At 72.1% G+C, this 16,201-nt stretch carries 15 protein-coding genes and 1 pseudogene; 9 read left to right on the forward strand and 7 right to left on the reverse strand.

What is annotated here, in order from left to right:
- Window positions 1-141: 141 nt before the first annotated feature.
- Together aac(6') and ACFYYH_RS22135 are read right to left on the reverse strand one after the other, a co-directional pair.
- The gene (gene aac(6') / locus ACFYYH_RS22130) at window positions 142-615 is read right to left on the reverse strand and encodes an aminoglycoside 6'-N-acetyltransferase (protein WP_388553616.1); all 474 of its coding nucleotides are present in this window, start codon (window positions 613-615) and stop codon (window positions 142-144) included.
- Between the two features lie 75 nt (window positions 616-690).
- Complete coding sequence (locus ACFYYH_RS22135; protein WP_388553618.1) at window positions 691-1,542, reverse strand: helix-turn-helix transcriptional regulator; 852 nt, start codon at window positions 1,540-1,542, stop codon at window positions 691-693.
- Between the two features lie 142 nt (window positions 1,543-1,684).
- Between ACFYYH_RS22135 and ACFYYH_RS22140 the strand changes: the two genes are divergently transcribed.
- Window positions 1,685-2,533 carry an SDR family NAD(P)-dependent oxidoreductase gene (locus ACFYYH_RS22140; protein ID WP_388553621.1) on the forward strand — a complete coding sequence of 283 codons (849 nt, stop codon included), beginning with the start codon at window positions 1,685-1,687 and terminating at the stop codon, window positions 2,531-2,533.
- Entirely contained in the window at window positions 2,530-3,378 is an 849-nt protein-coding gene (locus ACFYYH_RS22145) for an alpha/beta fold hydrolase (protein WP_388553624.1), read from the forward strand. The genes ACFYYH_RS22140 and ACFYYH_RS22145 overlap by 4 nt, the downstream gene beginning before the upstream one ends.
- A gap of 195 nt (window positions 3,379-3,573) precedes the next feature.
- Here the strand turns inward: ACFYYH_RS22145 and ACFYYH_RS22150 are convergent, their stop codons facing one another.
- Window positions 3,574-4,959, reverse strand: a complete 1,386-nt coding sequence (locus ACFYYH_RS22150) for a hypothetical protein (protein ID WP_388553627.1) — start codon at window positions 4,957-4,959, stop codon at window positions 3,574-3,576.
- A 250-nt stretch (window positions 4,960-5,209) separates the two neighbouring features.
- Between ACFYYH_RS22150 and ACFYYH_RS22155 the strand changes: the two genes are divergently transcribed.
- A complete protein-coding gene (locus ACFYYH_RS22155) occupies window positions 5,210-6,397 on the forward strand; it encodes a PQQ-binding-like beta-propeller repeat protein (RefSeq protein WP_388553630.1) in 1,188 nt (395 codons plus the stop codon).
- Window positions 6,398-6,528: 131 nt separating this feature from the next.
- Entirely contained in the window at window positions 6,529-6,768 is a 240-nt protein-coding gene (locus ACFYYH_RS22160) for a hypothetical protein (protein WP_388553633.1), read from the forward strand.
- Window positions 6,769-7,060: 292 nt separating this feature from the next.
- On the opposite strand, the pseudogene ACFYYH_RS22165 reads toward ACFYYH_RS22160, so the two are convergent.
- Window positions 7,061-7,456: pseudogene (locus ACFYYH_RS22165) on the reverse strand (hypothetical protein); the annotation flags it as partial.
- Between the two features lie 294 nt (window positions 7,457-7,750).
- On the opposite strand from ACFYYH_RS22165, the gene ACFYYH_RS22170 reads away from it, so the two are divergent.
- The 3 genes from ACFYYH_RS22170 to ACFYYH_RS22180 all read left to right on the forward strand — a co-directional run bounded on the left by ACFYYH_RS22170 (window position 7,751) and on the right by ACFYYH_RS22180 (window position 9,958).
- On the forward strand, window positions 7,751-8,068 hold the full coding sequence (locus tag ACFYYH_RS22170; protein ID WP_388553636.1) for an ArsR/SmtB family transcription factor: 318 nt from the start codon (window positions 7,751-7,753) through the stop codon (window positions 8,066-8,068).
- Entirely contained in the window at window positions 8,065-8,694 is a 630-nt protein-coding gene (locus ACFYYH_RS22175) for a hypothetical protein (protein ID WP_388553639.1), read from the forward strand. Before ACFYYH_RS22170 ends, ACFYYH_RS22175 begins: the two co-directional genes overlap by 4 nt.
- A gap of 139 nt (window positions 8,695-8,833) precedes the next feature.
- Window positions 8,834-9,958, forward strand: a complete 1,125-nt coding sequence (locus tag ACFYYH_RS22180; protein ID WP_388553641.1) for an acyltransferase family protein — start codon at window positions 8,834-8,836, stop codon at window positions 9,956-9,958.
- Window positions 9,959-10,009: 51 nt separating this feature from the next.
- Here the strand turns inward: ACFYYH_RS22180 and ACFYYH_RS22185 are convergent, their stop codons facing one another.
- Complete coding sequence (locus tag ACFYYH_RS22185; protein WP_388553644.1) at window positions 10,010-10,465, reverse strand: tellurite resistance TerB family protein; 456 nt, start codon at window positions 10,463-10,465, stop codon at window positions 10,010-10,012.
- Window positions 10,466-10,542: 77 nt separating this feature from the next.
- The gene (locus tag ACFYYH_RS22190; protein WP_388553647.1) at window positions 10,543-12,630 is read right to left on the reverse strand and encodes an ABC transporter ATP-binding protein; all 2,088 of its coding nucleotides are present in this window, start codon (window positions 12,628-12,630) and stop codon (window positions 10,543-10,545) included.
- A 499-nt stretch (window positions 12,631-13,129) separates the two neighbouring features.
- On the opposite strand from ACFYYH_RS22190, the gene ACFYYH_RS22195 reads away from it, so the two are divergent.
- Complete coding sequence (locus ACFYYH_RS22195) at window positions 13,130-13,855, forward strand: dienelactone hydrolase family protein (RefSeq protein ID WP_388553650.1); 726 nt, start codon at window positions 13,130-13,132, stop codon at window positions 13,853-13,855.
- Between the two features lie 115 nt (window positions 13,856-13,970).
- Here ACFYYH_RS22195 and ACFYYH_RS22200 read toward each other — a convergent pair whose 3' ends face one another.
- Window positions 13,971-14,942, reverse strand: coding sequence for a UbiA family prenyltransferase (locus tag ACFYYH_RS22200; RefSeq protein WP_388553653.1), 972 nt, complete (start codon window positions 14,940-14,942; stop codon window positions 13,971-13,973).
- A 190-nt stretch (window positions 14,943-15,132) separates the two neighbouring features.
- On the opposite strand from ACFYYH_RS22200, the gene ACFYYH_RS22205 reads away from it, so the two are divergent.
- Window positions 15,133-16,194 (forward strand): type III polyketide synthase, encoded by a 1,062-nt coding sequence (locus ACFYYH_RS22205; RefSeq protein WP_388553656.1) that lies wholly within the window; start codon window positions 15,133-15,135, stop codon window positions 16,192-16,194.
- Window positions 16,195-16,201 lie beyond the last annotated feature (7 nt).

A 16,201-nucleotide genomic window follows, 5' to 3' on the forward strand; every position in this document is an offset into this window, starting at 1 on the left:
TTCGAGCGAGACGCGCTGGAACCGTACGCCCTTGTGCGGCACGACCCCGAAGGGTTCGACAGCCCGCAGCCCGCAGCCCGCAGCCCGCAGCCCGCAGCCCGCAGCCCGTAGCCCGCAGCCGACCGCCGACAGCCGACCGTGTCAGGTCAGCTCGTCCGCGAGCAGGTCCATGAGCAACCCGTCCTGCCAAGCGCCACTGCGGTGGTCGCGCCAGTACGCTCGCATGATCCCTACGGGTTTGAACCCGACCTTGCCGTAACTGCGGATCGCCGCGGTGTTGGCCGCGGCGGGATCGATGGTCAGCCGGTGATGGCCGCGTTCGCGCACCAGCCACCGGGCCAGCGTGCGCACGGTGTCGGCGCCGAGCCCCTTCCCGTGATGACTCGCCGTCAGGAAGATGTCGATGCCGGCCCGCCGGAACTCGGGGTCGGTCTCTTCGTCGAACTGGACGGCTCCGATGACTTCACCCGCGAGAACGACGGCCAGCATGTCCTCGTAGTCGTCCGGGGGCGGCCACCACGCCGCGACCTCCGGTTCTCTGACGATCCTGTCGAGAACTTCGGAATCGCCCTCCGTCATCGTCCGCAGCACGACCCTGTCCCCACGCAGTTCCATGCCCTCATCCTTCCCGAGCGGGGACCTCACGACGAGCCAGTTTCCCGCGTGACGTGCTCGGCGGCCCGCGCGGCCTCAGGTCGCACCGGGTGAGCGGTGCCCGGTGGAGGCTCCGAGGGTGCCGAGGAGGGCGAGGCGTTCGGCGGTCGGTGTTCCCGCCGCGGGCGGGAAGAGGGCGAGGACCTGGGTACGGTCCTCGTCGATGAGGGCCTGGCAGTCGAGTTCCAGGAGGCCGACGCCGGGATGGTGGATGCGCTTGCGCCGGCTGCGCATCACACCGACGTCGTGCAGGCGCCACAGGGCTTCGAACTCGGGGCTCTCGCGCAGTAGCCGGCCGACCAGTTCCTTGGCCGGTGCGTCGTCGCGGCGGGCGACCGCGGCGCGGAGGTCGGCGACCAGTGCCCGGGACTCCGCGGTGTGGTCCTGGAGGGGATGTCCGGCGCGGGCCGAGGGGTCGGTGAACCATCGGTGGACAACGGTGCCGACCGGGCCGTGGAGCCGGGTGAGGTCGCCGAAGACCGCACGTGCCAGGTCGTTCTGGGCGAGGGTGGAGCCGAGGTCGGTCATGACCTGGGCCGGGAAGTCCGACAGCCGGTCCAGCACGCTCAGCAGGCCCGACGGCACATGGTCGTCCGAGCGTCTGCGCTCCGGTGGCCGGTGCCCGGCGAGGCGGAACAGATGGTCGCGCTCGTCCAGGGTCAGCCGCAGCGCCCGGGTGACGGCCCGCAGCACCCCCGGTGACGGCTGCGGCGCGCGGTCCTGTTCCAGACGCGTGTAGTAGTCCGTGGAGATGTCGGCCAGGCGGGCGACCTCCTCACGGCGCAGCCCGGGTGTGCGCCTTCTGCCCGTGGCGGGAAGGCCCACGTCGCCCGGGGTGAGCGCCTCGCGGCGCACCCGCAGGAAATCGGCGAGCTGCTGTGTGTCCACCCCTCAGTCTGCGCCGTCGGGGAAACGGCAGCCAGAGACCGCCGATCCCTGGGTAGAGCGACTCTGCCTACGGCCATGGCCCGGCGGAACACTGGCGTCGAGCCGGGAGACGCCCGGCCGGACGAATGCGGAGAGAACCCTCATGACGACTGCTGACACCCCCAGGACCTGGTTTGTCACGGGTGCGTCCCGTGGACTGGGCGCGTACTGGGCCGAGGCGATCCTCGCCCGCGGTGACAGGCTCGTGGCGACCGCCCGGGACTCGGCAGCGCTGGCCCCGCTGTCCGAGCGCCACGGCGATCGCGTCCTGTCACTGCGACTCGACGTCACGGACTCCGCCGCGGTGGACGACGCCGTGCGCGCGGCCGAGGAGCGATTCGGCGGGATCGACGTTCTGGTCAACAACGCCGGTCATATGCTGGTCGGCGCGGTGGAGGAGGTCACCGAAGAGCAGGCCAGGGCGCAGATGGACGTCAACTACTTCGGGGCGCTGTGGACCACGAGGGCTGTGCTGCCCGGCATGCGGCAGCGCCGCGCCGGCCGCATCGTGCAGGTCTCCTCGTTCGGGGGCCTGGTCGCCTACCCGGCACTGGGTGTCTACCAGTCCTCGAAATGGGCCCTGGAGGCGATGAGCGAGTCACTCGCGGCCGAGGTCGCGGCGTACGGCATCCACGTCACCCTGGTCGAACCCGTCATGTTCCCCACCGGCCTCGTGGCTTCTTCGCCCCAGGCCCGGCAGGATCCGGCCTACGCCCACGCCCGCGAGGCGCTGTACGCCGGGGCCGGCGCGAGCGGCTTCGCACCCGGTGACCCCGCCGCGACGGCGGACGCGCTCCTCGCCCTGGCGGACGCTCCCGAACCCCCCTTGCGTGTCCTTTTCGGGACCGGCGGCCTGGAAGCCCTGCGCACCGAGTACACCGGCCGGCTCGCCGCCCTGGAGCAGTGGGACCACCTCTCCCGCCTTGCCCAGGGAAAGCCGGGTGGCCAGTGACGCGGCACGAGGCGCGTACGGGCCGCGTGCCGGGACAAGGAGAGGACGCGACCGGCGCACAGGTCCCGGTCAGGGGCGCGGAGATCGCCTTCACCGCGAGGGGGAGGGGCGACGTCGTCCTCCACGCCCACGGGCTCACCTCCAGCCGTGCCGCGGATACCGCCCGCGACCTGGTCGACTACGCTCCGGCCGCGGCGGGGCACCGGCTCATCTCGTACGACGCCCGTGGACACGGTCGCAGCACAGGGGCGCCCAGGCCGGAGGACTACCGGTGGGACGCTCTCGCCCAGGACATGCTGGCGCTGGCGGACCATTTCTCGCCCGACAGGCCGGTCGGCGTCATCGGCGCGTCGATGGGAACCGCCACCGCGCTCCACGCGGCGGTGCGGGCCCCGCACCGGTTCTCCCGCCTCGTGCTCACCACCCCGCCCACAGCCTGGGAAGCCCGCGCGGCGCAGGCGGGCCAGTATCGGTACATGGCGGACCTCGCGGCGCGGGACGCCACCGGGCTGATGGCACTGATCCGCGACAGTCCGGCTCCCGCGGCCCTCGCGGGTACCCGTTACTCCGCCGAGCCCGATGTCTCCGCTGCGCTCCTGCCGCATGTGCTGGCCGGCGCGGCCGCTTCGGATCTGCCGGCGCCCGAAGCGCTCGCCGCTCTCCGGCTGCCCACACTGATCCTGGCCTGGGACACGGATCCCGTTCATCCGGTGGAGACGGCGGAGCGTCTCAAGGCGCTGATCCCGGCGTCACGACTCCACGTCTCCACCACGCCCCAGGACATCGCCGGCTGGGGCAGGCGGGCCGCCGCGTTCCTCGGTGAGCCGACCCGGTCGACGCACTGAGTCCGACGGCTCATCGTGTTCGATCATGCCCACGACCGTAGTCCCCGGTACTGACACGAACCGAGAGGATCACGATCTCCCCTCCGGCCCGTCGGCCCCGGCCCATCGGTGGTCCGGAGAGGTCGGGGCGCAGGTCGAGCCGGCCGGTCCCCGGATGGAGGGCGGGCCGCGGAACGGCGCTGGGGACCGGGGTGCTCAGCCCGGGACACCCGCCCGGTCCAGGAGCGCTGTCATCTCCCTGGCCGGCAGGGCGGGATTGCCGGCCGCGGCGGCGCCCACGTCGGGATCCTCCAGCAGCTCCACCAGCCTGGGCACCGGAAGCCGTGGGTCCCGGGCGGCCGCCTCCCGTACCCCCGGCTCCGGGTCCCGGCTCAGCCCTTCGACCAGCGCCGGTGTCGCACCGGGGTCGCGTACGGCCAGGGCGCGGGCCCACGGGTCCGCCGCGTCCGCGAAACGCGCCGCGAGGCCGGCCGCCGGGAACTGCGGCCTGACAGCCAGCATGCCGACGGCCCGGTGTGTGCCGTTCAGATACAGATCGAGGAGCAGTTCCGCCGGTGCCTTCGGGTGGTGCTCGGCGAGCAGCAGCCGCACGACGAAGTCCGCATCGTCCGCGAGTAGTTCCACGCAGTCGTCGGGCAGCTCCGTACACACCGCGGCGCTGCGCCGCAGCCAGGTGTGCGCGGACGTCGCGCACCGGCGCAGGACCTCTGGCTCCTCTCGGGCGTCCCACACCCATCGCAGGGTCTCCAGCCGGTCATCGGGGGTGACCGTCCAGTCGATCGCGGCCCGTTCCTCCTCCGAGAGGCCGGGGCGGGCGGAGACCGCGAGCCGCACGGCGGGATCCTCGTGATCGGCGAGCCGTTCCGCGAGGCCGGCGGGGAACGTGGGGTTGCGCGCGAGTCGCGCAAGCAGTCTCCCCTCGTCCAGCAGGCGCTCGGCGAGGGCCCGCCCGAGCAGGCCGTGTTCCATCACGTCCCCCAGCCGCCAGTCGTCCGCGAGTGTCTCGACGAGCTCGGCGGTGCGCTCCTCGTTCTCGTGCATGACCTGGAGCGACGCGGTCGTGCGCACCGCCGGGTGCGCATCGCCGAGGAGCGCCGTGCGCCGGTCGTCGGTGAGTCCGTGCCAGACGCGACGGCAGGCGGTCAGCCGGAACCCCGGGTCCTCATGGCCGGCGAGCCGCACCAGCACATGTCCCGGCACGGTGGGCGAATTGACCGTCTCGTACCGGACGAGGTCCTGCTCGTGGTTCAGCAGCCGCTCGTACGCCCACTGCGGCAGTGGCGGCACCTGGGTCCGGTACGGACGCGGGCCGAAGGCGACCGCGATGGCGTCCGACGCCGGCCCGTCGAGGAGACGGGCCCGCAGTCCGGGGTCGGCGGCCGAGCTCTCGGCGAGTGCGAACCGCACCCCGCGATGAGGGTGGGCGAGCATGGCCTCGGCCACACGGTCGGGCAGCGTCCGGCGCAATGACAGCAGCCTCGCGACCCGGTCGCCGTCGTCCAGCGCCAGCAGCCGCAGCAGCACGCCGACGGGTGCCGCCGGATTCATCACCAGCCCGGTCAGCGCACGATGCGTCGTCAAGGCTCCCCCCCTCGCTGGGCTTCCCGCGCCCTCACCCCGGACAGGGGATACCCGGCAACAGACAGGGGACACCCGGCGCCCCGGCCGGGATCGCGGAACGCGGTCGCGAAGATCTCCAACTGCCCGAAAAAAGCCGACCGTTCCGGCGGTCCTGGAGGACTATGGCGCGTGGAAGCGGGCCACCGGACCTGGGGGCTGGTCCGCCCTGAGCGCATCGCCACAGCGATGCCGGATGATGGGGGATACCTGAGTGAACCTTCGAAGAACCATCGCCGCCCTGATCGGTGCGTCGCTGTCGGCCGTCGCGCTGGTGACGCCGGTCTCGGCGCAGCCGACGCAGACCGGGGTCTCGACCACCTACCAGATCAACGCACGGCACGACGGCAGTCTCGTCGACTCCGGTGTGGGGGCGCCGCCGCTCCACCAGAAGTGGTCCCGTGACCTGGGCGGAAGCGTCTCCTATCCCATCGTGGCCGGCGGGCGCGTCTTCGTCACCGCTGCCTCGCCGGACGGGTACGGCACGATCCTCCACGCCATGGACGCGACCACGGGCGAGAACGCCTGGGCGCCCGTTGACCTCGGCGGCACCTACTGGTGGTCCGCGCTCGCCTACGGGGGCGGCCGGCTCTACGCCCAGAACGACGACGGCGTGCTGACCGCGTTCGACCCGGCCACCGGATCGGAGATCTGGACCGTCGAGTTGCCTGGGCAGTATTCCTTCACCTCGCCGCCCACGTTCGCCGGCGGTGTGGTGTACACGGGCGGCGCCGGCTCGGGCGGCACCCTGTACGCGGTGGACGCTGCTGACGGCGCGGTGCGCTGGACCCAGCCGGTCGAGAACGGGGACAACAGCTCGCCCGCCGTCACGGCCAACGGGGTCTACGTCTCGTACGCGTGCGAGCAGACCTACGCCTTCGACCCCACGTCGGGCGACCCGATCTGGCGCCACCAGACGGGCTGTTCCGGCGGCGGGGGCCGTACCCCCGTTCTCGCTGACGGCGGTGTCTGGGTTCGCGACGATGCAGGGACGGTCCCCTCGGTCCTCAACGTCGCGGACGGGAAGGTCCGCGGCACGTACGAGGCCACCGGCTGGTCGCCCGCACCGGCCTTCGACGGCCGTCAAGGCTACTTCGTCGATGACGGCGTCCTCCAGGAGCGACACAGCCGCACCCTGGCCACTCGCTGGCAGTTCGAGGGCGACGGCCAGATCAGCACGGCGCCGATCGTCGTCAACGGCTATGTCTACGTCGGTTCCCGCACCGGTCGGCTCTGGGCGCTCAACGGCGCCACCGGTGAGTCCGTCTGGTCCACCGACGTCGGCGCGCCGATCAACGAGCCCGACGAGCACAACGTGTCCGAGCCGCTCACCGGTCTCGGTGCGGGCGGCGGGCTGGTGGTGGTTCCGGCCACCCACCTGCTGGTCGCGTACGGGAAGTGAGCAGCGGGGGTGGTCGCCGGTCCCGGTGACCACCCCCTGCGGGCCCGCCCGCGAACACGGGGCGGAACAGTGCCGCGCGGCAGGCCGATGCGACGCGGCCGCTCATGGTGCGGGCCGTTGCCGATTCGTCGGTGGGTCGATTCGTCGGTGGGTGTGAGCCCGGCGGCAGTGGCGACGACGGATGCGCCCGGCACCGGGGCGGCGCTCGCACCCGCGAGCGGCCGGCCGAGGCGCTGCCCGCGAGGGAGCTGAGTCCGCCGCTCACCGCGCCGACGACGCCGCCGGACGCCGGGTCCGGGGCGCGCGTCGACCTGGCGGTGACGGCGGGTCCGGTGCTGTCCGGCGTCACGGCGGTGGGCGCCCGCGAATGACCACCCTGCGCATATCGAAATCACGCCGGGGGAAAGCGCGGGGGACCGACCCGCCGGTGCCGGACGGCGGGTCCGGATCACCGCGACGGCGGTTTCGCCTCCTCCTCCGGGCCCGTCGGGGAATTCATCCGTACAGCCGTCCCAGTCGCATCGTTTCGCCGGGCGATTCCTCATGCGTCATCCGCTGCCGGTCGGCGTGGCCCGAGTGTCTTCGGTACTCATGTGCCGGGGTCCGCGCGGAAGCCGCGAACGGGTACTCCTGGCGGGGTGTTTCCGGTGCCGAGGCGGTGCCCAACAGAACCGGAAGCGCCCGGTCCATTCGCAGCGCGTCCACCGATTCCGCGAGCAGTTCGTATTCGGTGGTCTCGTCGCGTGTGGCGACACGCAGCAGCCGTCCGGCGGCCAAATGCTCGGCGACCAGATCCTGATGGGCCACATCGTCCCGCCAGGCCCGGAGCGCTGCCGGTACGTCGGGTACGCTCTCCGCCACCGGAGCGAGAGCTTCCGCCGGAAAATGCTCGCTTTCCGGACTGGGATCGAGTCGTTCGGCGATCCATGTCGCGCGATCCCGCAACCACCACAGTGCAAGTGCCAGAGTGGGAGCGCGATATGTGCCGAGGGGTACGCCGATACGCTGTCCACCGCTTACTCCGTACGCGGTGACATGACACAGGAATTCGTCATGCACGGCCGCTCTCCTTGCGCCGTTCTGTGAGGCCGGACGGTCTGGGCCGCAATTCTTGGCAGTGACATCGCGCGGTGCCGCAGAGCGATTCCGGAGGCCGATTTCCCCAGTGGGCGGAGATCGGCCCTGGAAGGCCCGAAGTTACAACTATGAAGCCATTGCTGACGCCCTGTCATCAGGGGGATTTGGCCAGAGTGGCGCTTCTTCGTCGCACGGTGGCCGAAACCGCATGTAATCGCGTCGGGACACGCTGTGCATGGCTGACGGGCTATATAGCCGCCCTGGTATGTTCCGGATATGCCCATACCGTTCGACGTTCTCGCGGAACCGAACCGGCGGAAGATCCTCGATCTGCTCCTGGAGCGTCCCCACACGGTCGGACAGCTCACGGAGCGGCTCGGGCTGAGTCAGCCCGGCACCTCGAAGCATCTGCGGGTGCTGCGCGAAGCCGGTCTCGTCGGGGTCCGGCAGGAGGCCCAGCGCCGCTGGTACGAACTGCGGCCCGAGCCGCTCGCGGAACTCGACGCCTGGCTCGCCCACTACCGGCATCTGTGGTCCGGCGCGCTCGACGCGCTCGAACGGCATCTCGACGCGACGGAGGACGACTCCCCATGAACACCGATCCGCACGGCGACGCGCCGCGAGGAGACACCCCGCACGACCTGCCCCACCACCCGGCTCCTTCGGGTTCCGCTCCTCCGGGCGCTGTTTCCCCTTCGGGTTCCGCTCCCTCCGACGCCGCCTCCGACGCCACTCTGTCCGCCGCGGGGCCGATCGGGACCGTGCACGACCGGAGCGGCGCGCTGCACGAGTCCTACGTGAAACGGTTCGGTCTCGACCGGGGCGGCGCCGAGCGGGCCGAGGGCGGCAGCCGGATCCGCTTCGAACGCCAGCTCGTACGGCCGGCCGAGACGGTCTGGGCCGTCCTCTCGGCCGGTATGGAGCCGGTGGCAGGGCTGCCCGCCCCCGAGGGCTTCACCACGGAGAAGGCCCCGGCGGGCCCCGTCACGGAGGTCCGGGCGCCGAACTCGCTCACCTACAGCTGGCGGCAGCACGGAACGGTCACCTGGGAGCTGATGGGTGGTACGGGGCACGGCGCCCGGCTCGTGCTTGTCCAGACCGGCCCCGAGGACCTCGACACGGACGCCGCGCTGGCCGCCTGGCGGACCCGGATCGAACAGCTCGCGGAGGAACTGGTGCGTACGCGGACAGATGTCCGGGGGCCCCGGGGCGGCGGGTGAGGGCGGCCGGGGAGTGACACCCGGGTTAACGCCTGGTTGACGTACTCGTTAGGGTGCCTTGAATGTTCGCTCCGCTGATTCCTCCCACCACTCCGCCAAGAGGCGTTCCCGTCGCCCCAGGTTCCCCCGGGGAGGCGCTATGACGCAGATCACCGAGCAGTCGGCGCGGGCCGTGTCGGGCGCCTCGGCACAGGCCCCGGCCGCCGCGCGTACGGCCCCGGCGGCCAAGAGCCGGGACGCCTTCTTCGACAACGCCAAGTATCTGGCGATCGTCCTGGTCGCCGTGGCGCACGCGTGGGAGCCGCTGCGGAGCGGCAGCCGTGCGGTCTCGGCGGTCTATATCGTCGTCTACACCTTCCACATGCCGGCGTTCATCATCATCTCCGGTCACTTCTCGCGGAATTTCGACTTCCGGCCCGACCGGGTGCGCAGGCTGATCACGGGCATCGCCGTCCCGTACATCGTGTTCGAGGTCGCCTACAGCCTCTTCCACCGCTGGACCACGGACGATTCGGACATGCCGATCAGTCTGATCGACCCGTGGTACCTGACCTGGTTCCTGCTCGCGCTGTTCATCTGGCGGATGACGGCGCCCATCTGGCGGCTGGTGCGCTGGCCGCTGCCGCTCGCTCTGGCGATCGCCGCGCTGGCCACCACCTCACCCCAGATCGGCAACGACCTGGATCTTCAGCGGATCCTTCAGTTCCTGCCGTTCTTCGTGCTCGGCATGGTGCTGAAGCGTGAGCACTTCCTGCTCGTCCGCCGCCGCGCGGTGCGGATCATCGCCGTACCGGTCTTCGCCCTCGCCCTGGTCTTCGCCTACTGGGCCGTCACCCGGATGAACATGGCCTGGTTCTTCCACCGTGACAGCGCGGAGGAACTGGGGGTGCCGTGGTGGACCGGGGTGCTGATGACCTTCGCGCTCTTCGGCTGCTCCCTCGTGCTGACCGCCTGCTTCTTCGCCTGGGTGCCCGGCCGGCGGCTGTGGGTCACGGCGCTGGGAGCCGGCACGCTCTGCGGCTATCTGCTGCACGGGTTCGTCGTCCAGAGCGCGGGGACCTGGGGCTGGTACGACCCGGCGTGGATGCACCGGCCCGTGGGCGCGGTCGTCGTCTCGGTCGCCGCCGCCGTTCTCGTCACCCTGCTCTGTACGCCACCGTTCCAGCGGATCTTCCGGTTCGCCCTGGAGCCGGAGATGGCCTGGGCCTTCAAGAAGGATCCCGCGAAGCAGGCGCCCGGCGAGCGGGCCGCGAAGAGCTCCTGAAGCGGTGCGGGGCGGTGGCCGGGAACGGCCACCGCCCCGCCGTGTCCGCCCTCAGAGGTCGAACTCGTGCGGGGGCAGATCCAGCGCGTAGCAGGCCTCCCGGACCACGGCCTGCTCCTGCTTGTCGAAGTGGCCGTCCGCGCCGCCGATGACAATGCCGATCTGGATCACCGCCCGTGCCTCGGCGGGCTTCTTCTTCGCCTTGGCGACCTCCTGGAGGACACCGACCTTGCCGAACGCGAAGTCGGCGGTCAGCTTGTCCAGCGCCGCGTCGAAGCGGCGCTGGAGATCCTCCGCGGGGAAGTTCCGCAGCACCTCATTCGTGGTGATCAGGGACGCGACCCGCTGACGCTCCGCGGGGTCGACCGTGCCGTCCGCCGCGGCGACCAGGGCACACATGGCCATGCTCGCGTCGCGGAAGGCACCGCTCTTCAGGTCGTTCTTCTTCGCCATGAGCTGCGACTGCATCGTCGTGGCTGATTCCTTGAACCGGTCCCACAGAGCCATTCCGTCATCTCTCCTCAGATGGTGCACAGAGCCACCAGGACAACGCCCGGGACAGCCGCCACGTGCCCGCGCCGGAGTCACCCCGTACTTTCCGGGGCGCCGCTGCCCGCCCGGTCACCCCGGTCCGCCGCCGCCGAGCCGTTCTGGGCGGGCACGGCCGGCGCGCCCGTCCGGTACTGCTCCGACTGCAGCGTGAACAACTCCCGGAACAGGCCCGGCCCTTCGTGCTCGTCCGCCATCAGCGCCGCGAAGTCGCCCGCCTCCACCAGCCGGCCCCCGTCCAGGACATAGATCACATCGGCCGACCGGACACTGTGCAGCCGGTGGGTGACAAGGATGACGGTCTGCCCGTCGCCCGCGAGATCGCGGATCTGCTGGAACGCGGCGATCTCGGCCGCGGGATCCATACTGCTCGTCGGTTCGTCGCAGATCAGCAGGGCCGCCCGCCGGTAGTACGCGCGGGCCAGGGCGAGCCGCTGCCACTGACCGCCCGACAGGTCCACCCCGCCCTCGTACCCCTTCTCGCACAGCGTGTCCCAGCCGCGTGGCAGGTCCCCGACCACCGTGTGCGCGTCGGCCAGTGCCGCGGCCGTCTCCAGCCGCTCCGGGTCATGGATCTCGGACGGCCTGCTGATGGCGACATTGGCGCGTGCCGTGAACGGCCACCGCTGGTAGTCCTGGAGCACCAGCGCCACCTGGTCGAACACCTGGTCACGGTCGAGTTCGCGGACATCGGTCCCGTCCCAGCGGATCTGTCCGTCCGACGGCAGATACAGCCCGGCGAGCAGTTTGCTGAGCGTCGTCTTGCCACTGCCGTTGACCCCGACGAGGGCCACGATCTGCCCCCGGCGGATGGTCAGCGACACCGAGTCGAGCGCCGGGGTCCCGCGGCCGGGATAGGTGAAGGAGACCCGGTCGAACTCGATCAGTCCGGGCGGCCCCGGCACCGGAGTGCCGCCGACGGGAATGGCCCGGAGCGTGGCCTCGTCCCGCGCCTTGATCAGATCCGTCATGAACAGCGACTGCTCGTACAGATGGTGGATATGGGTGACCATACGGCGCAGCCCCGAGGTGCCGTTGGTCAGCGCGAGCGCGGCCGTGGCACCCGAGGCGAGCGGCATATGGCCATGGGTGAGCAGCCAGGCCAGCAGGCCGTAGGTCACCGCGGCGGTCACCCCGGACAGCGCCGAGGTCAGCAGATCGGTGCCGGCCTCCCGGTGCGCGAGCTTCGTCTGCTCCTCCGCGGCCTCGACGCCCATCCGGTCGAACTGCTCCAGCAGGAAGGGGCCCGCGCCGTGCACCCGCAGCTCCGGTCCCGCCTGCTGGGAGATCAGCAGCCTGCGCAGCGCGCTCTGCTGCCGTACGTGCTCGATCCACACCTGGATCGACTCGTAGCTGCGGCGGGCCGCCCTGACCGTGCCCCACGCCTTGGGCACCACGACGGCGATCAGCAGGGGCAGCAGCACGGGATGCAGCACCGCGAGCACCCCGCTGACCGCGATCAGCGCCATCAGCGATTCGACGATGCCCAGGGTGTGCTGGATCAACTGGCGGGCGGCGGTCTGGCCGTGCTGCCCCGAGTCGAGGATCTTGTGGAACTCCGGCTGCTCCAGATGCTCCATCTCCACCCGGATCACCGGGGTGAGCATGGTCAGCGCGGCCAGTCGCTCCACCTTCGGCTCCAGCCGGCCGGTGCCGCCGAAGGTGACCGCGCGCAGCACGGCCGCCACCGCCCCGGCCCCGCCGACCAGCAGCAGCGAGGGCAGCGCCTCGGCGATGCGGTCCGCCGTGGGGCCCGCGGTGAAGAGGCTGACCAGCACCCGGTTGGTGGCCAGCAGCCCGAAGACGGTGGCCGCGGCCTGTCCGAGCTGGGCGATCGCGACGACGGTGAGCGCGGCGCGGTCGGCCCGCCAGGCCAGCGACACCGTATGGCCCACCAGCCGGGGGATCTGCCGCAGGATCGTCCAGAACGAGGTCCGCAGCGGCGCGCCCTCGTGGACGGCCCAGCCCCAGGCGCTCTTCAGCCGGCCGCCGAAGAGCAGTTGCTCGGGCGGGGAGTTCTGGATGTACGGCCTCCTGCCCCATCGGAAGCGCGGACGGGGCCGGGGCGGCCCGGGGAGCGGGGACCGGCGGCGGAGCGGGGACCGTAAGCGGGGCGGCCTCACGTGTCGGCACCGCCTTCGGCGTCGGCCCGGCGTACGGTCGCGCCGGGGGCCGCGCCACCGTACGTGAACGGGCGCGGTGCACGGCGGGTGCGGGCGGGTCGGGGAACGGGGAACATGAGTCCTCCTGAAACGACGGCGACGGATACGGGCGCTCGGACAACGGACCTGATCAAGGGCGTGTAACGGGCCGCGAGGGGCGAATCGTCGGACAGGGTTCCGAGAAGGCCCGGCGGCCCCCGGCCGGCCCCGGCGGTCGGCTCATCGTGCCCCGTTCGATTCACCCGGGAGGGGGCGTTCGGCCACCGGAAGGATCGTGTCGCGGCAGTGGAGCCACGGTGCGCGCCGGGTCGCGGGACACCGCTGCGAGGGCTCCCGGGACACCCCGCGACGGCACATGACCGAGCGGCGCGCACACGCCGGCCCCTCCGCTCCTTACGATCTTGGTCTCACCGGCGACCCGGTCCCGGTGTCACCGCCCACCGTCTGAGGAGCACCGTCCATGGCCAGCGAGCCCACTTTCCAGAACGTCTCGTTCCCGAGTGCCGGGAGCACCGCGTACGGCTATCTCGCCGTACCGCCCGCCGGACACGGCCCCGGCGTCATCGTCATCCAGGAGTGGTGGGGGCTGACCGCCCATATCAAGGACGTCACCGACCGCTTCGCCCAGGAGGGCTTTGTCGCGCTCGCCCCCGACCTGTTCGGCGGCCGGGTCGCCCACGACTCCGACGAGGCGCTGCGCATGATGACCGAGCTGCCCACCGAGCGGGGCGTCGAACTGCTCTCCGGCGCGGTCGGCTACCTTCTCTCGCGGCCCGGGACGGACGGCGACACGGTCGGAGCCGTCGGCTTCTGCATGGGCGGCGGATTCGTGCTCCAGTTGGCCGCCCGTGACGAGCGGGTCTCCGCCGCCGTGCCGTTCTACGGTGTCGTCCGGGACGGCATGCCGGACTTCTCGCACCTCCGGGCGGAGATTCTCGGCCATTACGGTGAGGAGGACCACACCGTGCCGCCCGAGACCCTCGACGAACTCCGGAGCACGATCGAGTCCCAGTCGGGCATCGTCCCGGACTTCAGGCTCTACCCGGGGGCGGGCCACGCCTTCTTCAACGACACCCGGCCCCAGGTGTACCGCGCGGAGGCGGCCGAGCCGGCGTGGGAGCGCACGCTCGCCTTCCTCCGCAGCAGGCTCGCCCCGTCCGCCGCCGGGGCCGCCGCCACCGGCTGACCGCGGTCCGGCCGGCCGGTACGGTCCCCCCGGCTCCCGGTCGGCACCGTTCCCCCGGCTCCTGGCCGGCACCGTCCGACCGGCCCCGGCCGGCCCCCCACCGGCCGGGGCCGGCTCAGGACAGAGCCGTCCCCTGCCGGAGCAGCAGCGTGACATCGACGCCCGCTACCAGGATCGCCGCGAGGAAGGGAAGCCTCGGCCGGTGCCGGCCCATCAGCGCGCCGCCGGCCCCCGCGACCAGGGCCACGGCCACGGCGGCGGCACCGAACGCGCCCGGCGGGCCGCCGAGCACGAGCAGGGCCGTCGCCGCGAGCAGGGGAGCGGGCAGCAGCAGCCGGGTCCGGGACGCTCCCAGCCGCTGCGGCCAGCCGCGTACGCCCTGAGCCAGATCGGTGTCGATGTCGGGCAGCACATTGCCGAGATGCGCGCCGACGCCCATTAGCGCCGCCGCCGTGACGATCCACCAGGCGGGCCGGGGCTGCCCCGGCAGACCCAGCGTCACGAAGGCGGGCAGCGCGGCGAATCCGACCGCGTACGGCAGCCACGACAGGAGGGTCGACTTGAGCCGGACGTTGTACGCCCACGCCGCGACCACCCCGACGAGGTGCACCGCACCGGCGAGCCGCCCGTACGCGAGGGACAGCGGTACGCAGAGAGCCAGCGCGACGAGCGCCGCGGTCCCCACGGCCCGCGCGCCCACGGCGCCGCGCACCACGGGCTTGGCGCCCCGTCCGGCGGCGGTGTCACGCGCCGCGTCGACGGCGTCGTTGCTCCAGCCGACCGACAACTGCCCGGTCAGCACGGCGGCGGACACCAGCAGACATCCGGCCGCGTCCTGTCCGGCGGCCATCGCGAGTCCGGCGGCCAGCAGCGTCACCGCGGCGGTCGGCAGCGGGTGGCACGCGCCGAACAGGGCGGTGGTGCGGCGCGCCCACCGTCCCGGTGCGCCGCCGCGCTGATCCCGGCCGGTGCTTCCCCTCCGGCCGGGAAGGTCCCGTCCACCGGGAAGGGCCGACGCCCCCGGAAGATCCGGTACAGCGTGACGGTCCGTCCGGTCGGCCGCGCGCGCCCCGTCGATTGCGTCCACGCGGCCATCGTAGGCAGCGTGCCGCCACCGGACGAGTGCACCGGCGCCGGACGACCCGTCACGTGGGGGACCGGCTGTCGCGGATCCGGCGTGATATCGCTGTCGCGGGGCCGTACAGGCGACTTCGCGTGTGACGCGGCGGTGCGGGGGCAGGGATTGCTCGTCAGTCGCCCCCTACCTCGGACCGCAGATGACTCGCATCGCAGCCGTCCATGGAGCCCTGGCTCCGCATCAGCACTCCCAGCAGGACCTCACGGACATGGTCGCCGAGGTCTGCCTGCCCGAGGCCGCCGACCGCCGGGTACTGGACCGGCTGCACAGCGGCGCACGGGTGCGCACGCGCCATACGGCCCTGCCCCTCGACCAGTACGCGGGGCTCAAGGACTTCGGTGAGGTCAACGACGCCTTCATCGCCGCGGCCGTACCGCTGGGAGCCGAGGTCGTCGGCGCGGCGCTGGCCACCGCGGGTCTCTCGCCGCGCGATGTCGATCTGCTGATGTTCACCTCGGTGACGGGCATCGCCGCGCCCTCGGTGGACGCGCGCCTCGTGTCGCGGCTCGGTCTGCGCCGCGATGTCAGACGGGTGCCGGTCTTCGGACTCGGCTGTGTGGCGGGGGCGGCGGGAGTCGCCCGGCTCCACGACTACCTGCTGGGACGGCCGGACGACGTGGCCGTGCTGCTCTCGGTCGAGCTGTGTTCGCTCACCTTCCAGCGAAACGATTCGTCACCCGCCAATCTCGTGGCCACCGGACTCTTCGGCGACGGCGCGGCGGCCGTGGTGGCCTGCGGGGCCGGGCGTCGGCCCGCGGGGTCCGCCGGTCCCACCGTCATCGACACCCGCAGCTGTCTCTATCCGGACACCGAGGGGGCCATGGGGTGGGACATCACCGGTTCCGGCTTCCGTATCGTCCTCGACGCGAGCGTTCCCGACCTCGTACGCAAGAACCTCCCGGAGGAGGTCGACGGATTCCTCGCCGAGCACGGTCTGCGGCGCGAGGACATCACCGCGTGGGTGTGCCATCCCGGCGGGCCCAAGGTGCTGGAGGCCGTCGAGGAGGCACTCGAACTGCCCGACGGGGCGCTCGACATGACCTGGCGTTCGCTGGCGGCGGTGGGGAACCTGTCCTCGTCCTCCGTGCTGCACGTACTGCGCGACACGCTGGCGGAGCGGCCGCCACCGCCCGGGACCGCCGGACTGATGCTCGCCATGGGGCCGGGATTCTGCTCCGAACTGGTACTGCTCCGGTGGTAGGGCCGGG

Source organism: Streptomyces sp. NPDC002018 (genome assembly GCF_042890865.1).
In the GTDB taxonomy this organism is placed as follows: Bacteria; Actinomycetota; Actinomycetes; order Streptomycetales; family Streptomycetaceae; genus Streptomyces.

What these genes read in the sequence shown, in the direction of transcription:
- ACFYYH_RS22140 (WP_388553621.1), top strand. Translation starts at nt 1,685, where the DNA reads ATGACGACTGCTGACACCCCCAGGACCTGGTTTGTCACGGGTGCGTCC.
- ACFYYH_RS22170 (WP_388553636.1), top strand. Translation starts at nt 7,751, where the DNA reads ATGCCCATACCGTTCGACGTTCTCGCGGAACCGAACCGGCGGAAGATC.
- ACFYYH_RS22175 (WP_388553639.1), top strand. Translation starts at nt 8,065, where the DNA reads ATGAACACCGATCCGCACGGCGACGCGCCGCGAGGAGACACCCCGCAC.
- ACFYYH_RS22180 (WP_388553641.1), top strand. Translation starts at nt 8,834, where the DNA reads ATGACGCAGATCACCGAGCAGTCGGCGCGGGCCGTGTCGGGCGCCTCG.
- ACFYYH_RS22185 (WP_388553644.1), bottom strand. Translation starts at nt 10,465, where the DNA reads ATGGCTCTGTGGGACCGGTTCAAGGAATCAGCCACGACGATGCAGTCG.
- ACFYYH_RS22195 (WP_388553650.1), top strand. Translation starts at nt 13,130, where the DNA reads ATGGCCAGCGAGCCCACTTTCCAGAACGTCTCGTTCCCGAGTGCCGGG.
- ACFYYH_RS22205 (WP_388553656.1), top strand. Translation starts at nt 15,133, where the DNA reads ATGACTCGCATCGCAGCCGTCCATGGAGCCCTGGCTCCGCATCAGCAC.